This window comes from Moritella sp. (assembly GCF_033791185.1).
GTDB lineage: Bacteria > Pseudomonadota > Gammaproteobacteria > Enterobacterales > Moritellaceae > Moritella.
This window is the reverse complement of the sequence record NZ_JASJHF010000226.1, coordinates 1-7,601: the sequence shown is the minus strand read 5'-3', so window position 1 is coordinate 7,601 and position 7,601 is coordinate 1. Positions and strand designations below refer to the sequence as shown.

Annotated in this window: 8 protein-coding genes and 1 pseudogene; all 9 read left to right on the top strand. The window is 41.7% G+C overall.

Going from position 1 to position 7,601, the window contains the following annotated elements:
• Positions 1-371: cation:dicarboxylate symporter family transporter (locus tag QNK26_RS13425; RefSeq protein ID WP_319223763.1), on the top strand; the 371-nt coding region annotated here is incomplete at its 5' end.
• A 13-nt stretch (positions 372-384) separates the two neighbouring features.
• On the top strand, positions 385-1,575 hold the full coding sequence (metC, locus tag QNK26_RS13420; protein ID WP_319223761.1) for a cystathionine beta-lyase: 1,191 nt from the start codon (positions 385-387) through the stop codon (positions 1,573-1,575).
• Positions 1,576-1,675: 100 nt separating this feature from the next.
• Complete coding sequence (locus QNK26_RS13415) at positions 1,676-2,056, top strand: Rid family detoxifying hydrolase (RefSeq protein WP_319223758.1); 381 nt, start codon at positions 1,676-1,678, stop codon at positions 2,054-2,056.
• Between the two features lie 198 nt (positions 2,057-2,254).
• Complete coding sequence (locus QNK26_RS13410) at positions 2,255-3,205, top strand: hypothetical protein (RefSeq protein WP_319223756.1); 951 nt, start codon at positions 2,255-2,257, stop codon at positions 3,203-3,205.
• A gap of 136 nt (positions 3,206-3,341) precedes the next feature.
• Positions 3,342-3,947, top strand: coding sequence for an elongation factor P hydroxylase (locus QNK26_RS13405; protein ID WP_319223753.1), 606 nt, complete (start codon positions 3,342-3,344; stop codon positions 3,945-3,947).
• Positions 3,928-5,061 (top strand): ATP-NAD kinase family protein, encoded by a 1,134-nt coding sequence (locus tag QNK26_RS13400; RefSeq protein ID WP_319223751.1) that lies wholly within the window; start codon positions 3,928-3,930, stop codon positions 5,059-5,061. The genes QNK26_RS13405 and QNK26_RS13400 overlap by 20 nt, the downstream gene beginning before the upstream one ends.
• A 3-nt stretch (positions 5,062-5,064) precedes the next feature.
• Positions 5,065-5,334: a YfcL family protein gene (locus QNK26_RS13395; protein WP_319223748.1), complete on the top strand. Its 270-nt coding sequence runs from the start codon at positions 5,065-5,067 to the stop codon at positions 5,332-5,334.
• Between the two features lie 534 nt (positions 5,335-5,868).
• On the top strand, positions 5,869-6,858 hold the full coding sequence (locus QNK26_RS13390) for a triacylglycerol lipase (RefSeq protein ID WP_319223746.1): 990 nt from the start codon (positions 5,869-5,871) through the stop codon (positions 6,856-6,858).
• Positions 6,859-6,927: 69 nt separating this feature from the next.
• Positions 6,928-7,601 (top strand): annotated as a pseudogene (locus QNK26_RS13385) (lipase chaperone); the annotation flags it as partial.

Below are 7,601 nucleotides of genomic sequence, written 5' to 3'. Positions count from 1 at the left end.
TACTAGCGAACCTTAATAAAGGCGGGGTGTCGATGATTGCGGCACTGAAAATTGTATTCATCTACGCTGTGTTAGGGCTTGAATTTACCCCTGAAGTGTTCTTCATCACTATCGTTATTTCAGTGTTATCAGCAATCATTGTTGGTGGCGTACCTGGTGGCGCATTCTTAGGTGAGATATTCATTGTTACCTCACTGGGTCTGCCAATCGAATGTATCCCAATCTTAGTTGTTATTGGTGCCATTACCGACGCACCTGCAACCATGCTTAATGTAGTGAATGACTTAAACGCAACACAAATTGTAGAACGCTTCATGAAACGTGGCAAAAAAGTAGAATCTCCATCTCCAATCAATTTACAACAAGCTTAAGAAGAGAATTATTATGTCTACAGATAAAATGAGTACATTATTAGTGACGGCTGGTCGTTCAAAAAAATTCGGACAAGGCTCTGTGAACCCTGTTATCCAACGCGCATCATCTTTGGTATTTGATTCTGTAAAAGCAAAGAAATTTGCGACAGCTAATCGTGCTAAAGGAGAGTTGTTCTATGGACGTCGTGGCACTATCACGCATTTCTCTCTGCAAGAAGCGATGGTTGAATTGGAAGGTGGTGCCGGTTGTGCATTGTACCCATGTGGTGCCGCAGCTGTGACTAACTCTATTCTTGCTTTTGTTGAAGCGGGTGATCATGTATTGATGACTGGCGCAGCTTATGAGCCGACCCAAGATTTTTGTAACATCATCCTAAAAGATTTGAATGTTAGTACGACTTACTACAATCCAATGATTGGTGCTGAGATTGCAGAGTTAATCGAACCGACGACTAAAGTTGTGTTCTTGGAATCACCAAGCTCGGTAACGATGGAAGTGCAAGATATTCCGTCAATGGTTAAAGCTATCCGCGCCGTTAATCCTGAAATCATTATCATGATTGATAATACTTGGGCGGCAGGTATCTTATTTAAAGCGCTTGAGCATGACATTGATATCTCTATCCAAGCGGGTACTAAATATATTGTCGGTCATTCAGATGCTATGTTAGGTACTGCAGTTTCTAATGAGCGCTGTTGGGACCGTCTGCGTGAACGTTCATACTTAATGGGACAAATGGTTGATGCTGATACTGCTTACGTAGCGTCTCGCGGCCTTCGTACTATGGGTGTTCGTTTGAAACAACATCAACAAAGTAGTATTAAGATTGCTAACTGGTTAAGTGAACGACCAGAAGTAGAGCGTGTTAATCATCCAGAATTACCAAGCTGTAAAGGTCATGAATTTTATAAGCGCGACTTTAACGGTTGTAACGGCTTATTCTCATTCATTCTGAAAGATCGTTTATCTGATGAACAAGTGGCAGCATACTTAGATAACTTTAAACACTTCAGTATGGCTTATTCGTGGGGTGGTTATGAGTCTTTAGTTCTCGCTAATCAGCCTGAAGAACTCGATGCAATTCGCCCTGCTGGCGGTGTCGACTTCTCCGGTACGCTAGTACGTCTACACATCGGCTTAGAAGACGCAGAAGATTTAATTGAGGATCTGATTGCTGGATTTCAGCGTATTGCGTCTTAATCACTAAGTTAGCGACATCCCCCTTGTTTCTTAAAGAAGCAAGGGTATCTAAAAAGTAAGAACACCATTAAAACTATTTTAATAACAGAGTCAGCATATTATGAAAACAATTATTCATTCAGAACAAGTACCAGCAGCTATCGGCCCTTTCTCACATGGCACTGCATTTGCCGGGCTTATTTTTACTTCAGGTCAACTTCCGGTTAATAAAGCAAGCGGCGCAGTGGTTGACGGCGGTATCGTTGAGCAGAGTAAGCAGTCGCTAGAAAACCTAAACCAAGTTTTGCTTGCTGGTGGCGGCGATCTGAGTTCGGTTCTAAAAACCACTTGTTTCCTTGCTGATATTAGCGATTTTGCGCAGTTCAATGAAGTTTACAAAAGCTTTTTCAATACTGATTGTCCGGCTCGCAGTTGCTTTGCAGTGAAAGATTTACCATTAGGGGTTAAAGTCGAAGTTGAAGCGATTGCCCACGTAAAATAACAGCAACAATCTCTATTTTATTAAGCCGACATTTGTCGGCTTTTTTGTGTCAAAAAAAGGCTGACGAATCAAGTTAATTTAAGTGATGATATGAGCTATGTTGCTAGCGGTTTAGATAAGTCACTTGTTTCAAATGATAATTCTGGTATAGGTATATAATTAGGTGGTGATGGATAAATTAAGTGATTGAGGATTCGGATGTTTAAAAAAATAATAAAAATACTATTTTGGTCTTTCATCATTTTAATCGCCGCGGGGATTATTGGCCATTTTTATTGGTCAAGACCGCTGCAAAACTACCCTGTGCTTGATATTAAGATACAAACAGTATTGCAGGAAAAAGTAAAAGAGACGTCTGGGTTAGCTCAGTTTGGTGGTCAAACCTGGACTGTCAATGATAGCGGTGATGGCGCTAATTTATACCAAGTCAATGAAGATACCGGCGAGGTCATCAAACAAGTGCATGTTGATGACGTGATGAGTTATGACTGGGAAGAGTTAGCACAGTCGGCTGGCCGTCTTTTTGTTATGGATTGTGGTGATAATCATGGTACGCGTGATAGTCGCAGCATTATTAATATTGATACCGACACGTTAACGCAAGCAGATGATGGCGCGACTATTTCAGCTGTCAATACCACGCGTTTTTCAATGGTGGATAAACCCCAAGAAGCGTTAACTAGCTATATGCATGACTATGATTGTGAAGCATCGACAGTGGTTGGTGAGGAGCTATGGGTACTAAGTAAAAATTGGTCAAACCTGCAAAGTCGCTTATATCGATTGGATCTAGTCGACATTAATAGCGGCGGAGCGGCAGACCGTGTCATTGAGGTGATACCAGCGCAAACATTGAATGTTGATGGCTTGATCACTGCAGCAGATTACAATGCCGCTACGGGACAATTAGTGTTGCTTGGTTATGATAGTAGTTTAATTTATAAACATCCTTTTATTTGGATCATCCCGATTGAAAACAAGATATTGAACTGGGATATTGCTAAGCGCTTCAACCTCGCGCCTTACGGGCAATGGGAGAGTATTATTTGGCAGGCTGACGATGCGTTATTACTTACCGCCGAAGCCAGTTGGGGCAGTTCTGCTCGGGTGGGGATTGTGGCATTAAGTTCGTTAGCGGTATTAGATTAATATCGCGTAAAGGAGTATTCTACTAGCGAAAGTTACCGATTTGAGGACGATTTATTAGCGGACATACCACTACTATGGGGGTATAATCCTGCTCATAAAATAGTGCTCAGTGATTAAATGATTAGCTAGGCGCAGTATGCAGAACGATTTACAAGAAGATTTTCAAGATCAACAGCAACACCATTATCAAGATTTGATCGGTATTTTTAACCGCACGTTTTCAAGCGAATTTAATACCCAATTAGTCAAAGGCGGTGATGAGCCGATATACATGCCGGCTAATACTGATTTTGAACAATATCTAAGTTGTGCTTATCACCGTATTATTTTTGCTCATGGTTTTTTTGCCAGCGGTTTGCATGAAATTTCACATTGGCTAGTGGCGGGGTTAGCGCGTCATCAATTGGTCGATTTTGGTTACTGGTATATTGCTGATGGTCGCAATGCGCAGCAGCAAGCAGAGTTTGAAAAAGTAGAAATTGTACCGCAAGCAATCGAATGGATTATTTGTGTTGCAGCCGGTTATCAATATCGTGTGAGTGCGGATAATCTGTCTGGTATTGTGATTGACCGATTAGCTTTTCAACACAAGATCCATACGCAAGTGCAGGCATATTTAGATAATGGTTTATCAGTACGTACGCAAGCGTTAGTCGCTGCATTACAAGCATTTTATAATACCAAAGCGCTGACATTAGCAGATTTTGATTATCGAGGTATGTATGAACGTGAAGCCATTTAAGCTGGGTATTATTGTTAATCCGATTGCTGGTATTGGTGGCAGCGTGGCATTAAAAGGCAGTGATAATGTTGCCCAGCAAGCGCTTAGTTTAGGCGCTATTCCGCAAGCGAATAATCGCATGTTACAAGCATTAGGTCAGTTTGCTGATCTTGCTCAGCGCTTTACTGTGGTTACCGCCGGTGGTGAAATGGGCGAGCGTTGCAGCTTAGAATTGGGCTTTAATGTTGACGTGGTTTATCGACCTACAACTGCGACCACTACTGAGCAAGATACTTATGCGGCGGTTGAAGCATTATTAGCCCAAGATATCGATTTATTATTGTTTGCTGGTGGTGATGGTACGGCACGTAATATTTGCGCGACAATCAATGATGCGGTGCCTGTTTTAGGCGTCCCTGCGGGCTGTAAAATCCATTCCGGTGTCTATGGTGTCACCCCAAAAGCCGCAGGTTGTGTGGTCCGCCGCTTGATTTTAGGCGAATTGGTTACTTTGGCTGATGCCGACGTGATGGATATCGATGAAGTGGCATTTCGTCAAGGCACAGTGAAAGCTAAACGCTATGGTGAGATGATGGTTCCGACTGATTTACGTTATGTACAAAGCGTAAAAATGGGCGGGATCGAATCGGACGAATTAGTACTTACCGACATAGCTGCGGATGTGATGGCAGATATGGAAGATGAATATTACATTATGGGTTCTGGATCAACGGTAGCATTCGCCATGGCTGAACTGGGACTGGATAATACTTTATTAGGTGTTGATGTTGTGCATCAGCATGAATTGATTGCTGCGGACCAAACTGCAGCGCAGTTAGTCGCGTTGACGAAAGATAAACCCTGTAAATTAGTGATCACTTTAATTGGTGGTCAGGGGCATATTTTTGGTCGTGGTAATCAACAACTGTCACCGCAGTTGATTAAACAAATCGGTAAAGAAAATATTATTGTGTTGGCAACCAAAACTAAGTTGTCGGCATTAGCAGGACGTCCCTTAATCGTAGACACAGGGGATGTTGAATTAGACCAAGCATTATCAGGTTTTATTCGTGTAACCACAGGCTATCGTGATTACATCATGTATCGTGTCGCCAACCCAGAATATGAGGATTAATCATTGTCTAAACCTACTTATCAAAGCAAGCTAATGGAAAAGCTTGAGGGATTTGTAGAACAAGGAACGTCGGATCAACTATTTGCGGCCAAATATTTACATGGCCACGTTACTTTTGCTACGGCGAAGTGCGAAAATATAGGTAAAATCTATCCTCACGACATTAAGTTTCAAGTCGTGCACAGCTTACGAGATGCACTTGTTGCTAATGAGTTAACCCCTCAGAAACAAGCGCTGGTACTCGGCATGTGGGATGATATCAATAAACATTGATATTCGATTAAATGATTATGATTAATCAGGCACTTTAACGGGTGTATCACTAATTAAAGTGGCTTATCATTTTAAACCAGTAATCTGATTACTGGTTTTTTTGTATCTGTCGTAAAATCCATCTCATGCCTCAGTATGATCTAGGTCTGATAACCATAAACATCTTTATAAAAAATCACACTTATTTTTAATTTAGCTAGTTAATAAATAACATTAATATACAAAGGCTTAGCTTGAGGTGAGGGTTGTTGATAGCATCGCTATACTGGCAGCGAATATCCTATGATTAGATTTTAATGTTGATATTTACAAATTTCATAGTGTATAAAGTCGCCCTTTAATTTAACTGCGCAGTTTAATCCAACCTTGCTCCTTATTACCATCAATGATCCCGCTTCGAATCATCTGGTTGTACCTGTTGTTTTTTTACGTTATAACTTTTCTGTACTCAAATCGAGGCAGGTGTCATTAGCGGATACGTAATGTTTCGATGAAAAAACTAGTTGGCGATAACTTAACAATAAAGGATTAACTATGTTAAAGAAAAATCGGATTTTACTCTCGGTTTTAGCTGGAGCCTTGTGCTTCATGGTGACACCTGTACATGCAGATACCTCGGGTAAAACCAAATACCCGGTGGTATTAGTACATGGACTGGCTGGATTCGATAGTGTGTTAGCAGATTATTTTTATGGTGTGAAAGGGGCGCTAGCGGAGGTTGGCGCTACTGATGTATATACGCCGCAAGTCAGTGGTTATGATACCAGTGAAGTACGTGGTGAGCAGTTACTCAGTTATTTAGAAGAGCTGAGAGCCGTTACTGGCGTGGATAAATTTAATTTAATTGGTCATTCGCAAGGCGGAATTGATTCACGTTATGTTGCTTCGGTACGACCGGATATGGTGGCGTCAGTGACGTCTGTTGGTTCGCCGCATCGTGGTTCTGGTACCGCAGATTTAATTAAAGACTCCCCATTAGAAGGCCCGGCAATGGCAATTGCTAATGCTGTCGCTAGCCTGCTGTCTGTTGCAACCGGCAATAATGATCAACAAGCTAACGCGATGGGGTCACTCGAAGCATTGAACTCTAAAGACGCGGCTATTTTTAATGCCAAGTATCCTGAAGGATTAAGGCTGGGTGAATGTAAAGCAACGCCAAGTTATAACGCTGGCTCGTGGTGGTGGCCTAATTGGGTTTATGATTATTCAGTAAATGACGGTGAGCATAACGTCAATGACGTGGCTTATTATTCATGGGGCGGCACCTATAACCCAGTGTTCAACTCTAATGTACTTGATCTTGCCGATGGGTTATTGGCGGTGACTTACTTAACGATTGATGAAGCAAATGATGGTGTAGTGGGTCGTTGTTCTACGCACTTAGGTAAAGTGATCCGTGATGATTATACTATGAATCACGCCGATGAAATTAATGGTATGTTTGGTTTACGTGGCCTCGGTAGCACCAGTCCTTTACCTTTATATGCCGCCCATGCGAAGCGTTTAACCAGCGCTGGCCTGTAATTCGTTATTTTTAATATGACGTTAAGCACTGTGAAAAAATGGCAGTGCTTAACTAAATAGGGCGTAGTTATGTCATTTAAACCAAATACCCGAATTGTTGTTACCGCGCTATCTTGTGGTATTGCGATTGCTGGTGGAACACTGTTTTTAGCGCCAGATGATGGACAAGTTATTGCAGTAAAAGCAGCTCAGACTAGTGAGCTGAAAATAATAGAACCGCAGCAGAACCGTTACCCATTAACACCCGAAGCAATAACGGCGTTGGTTAATCTCGAAGGGAAGGTGCAAGGACAAGCGCACGATCACCAACAGCAAGTTGTGCCGTTGTTATTACCAAGCTCATTACTCGGTTCAAGCTTGCCAGTCACACTGGATGTGAATGAGCACGGTGAACTGGTCATTAATAAAAAAATTCAGCATCTATTTGATTTTTATTTATCGGCAATGGGTGAGGAAAGTTTAGATATTATCGTCACCCGTATTAAACACAGTCTTAAATCGCAACTTGTTGAGCCGGCGCTGACCCAAGGGGCGGATATATTGGCGGGCTATTTACAATATCTTAATCAAGTGACCGCGATTAAGCTGCAATTTGAACAGGGTATTGACCCTAATAATATCGGTGAATATGCATTAGACAATGTTATTCAATTCCGTGAAATGGTCCTTGATGCACGAACAATCTATCTTGATGATGCTGTTATTGTGGCTTTTTTTGGTCAAGCAGATGAGTATGAAACTTA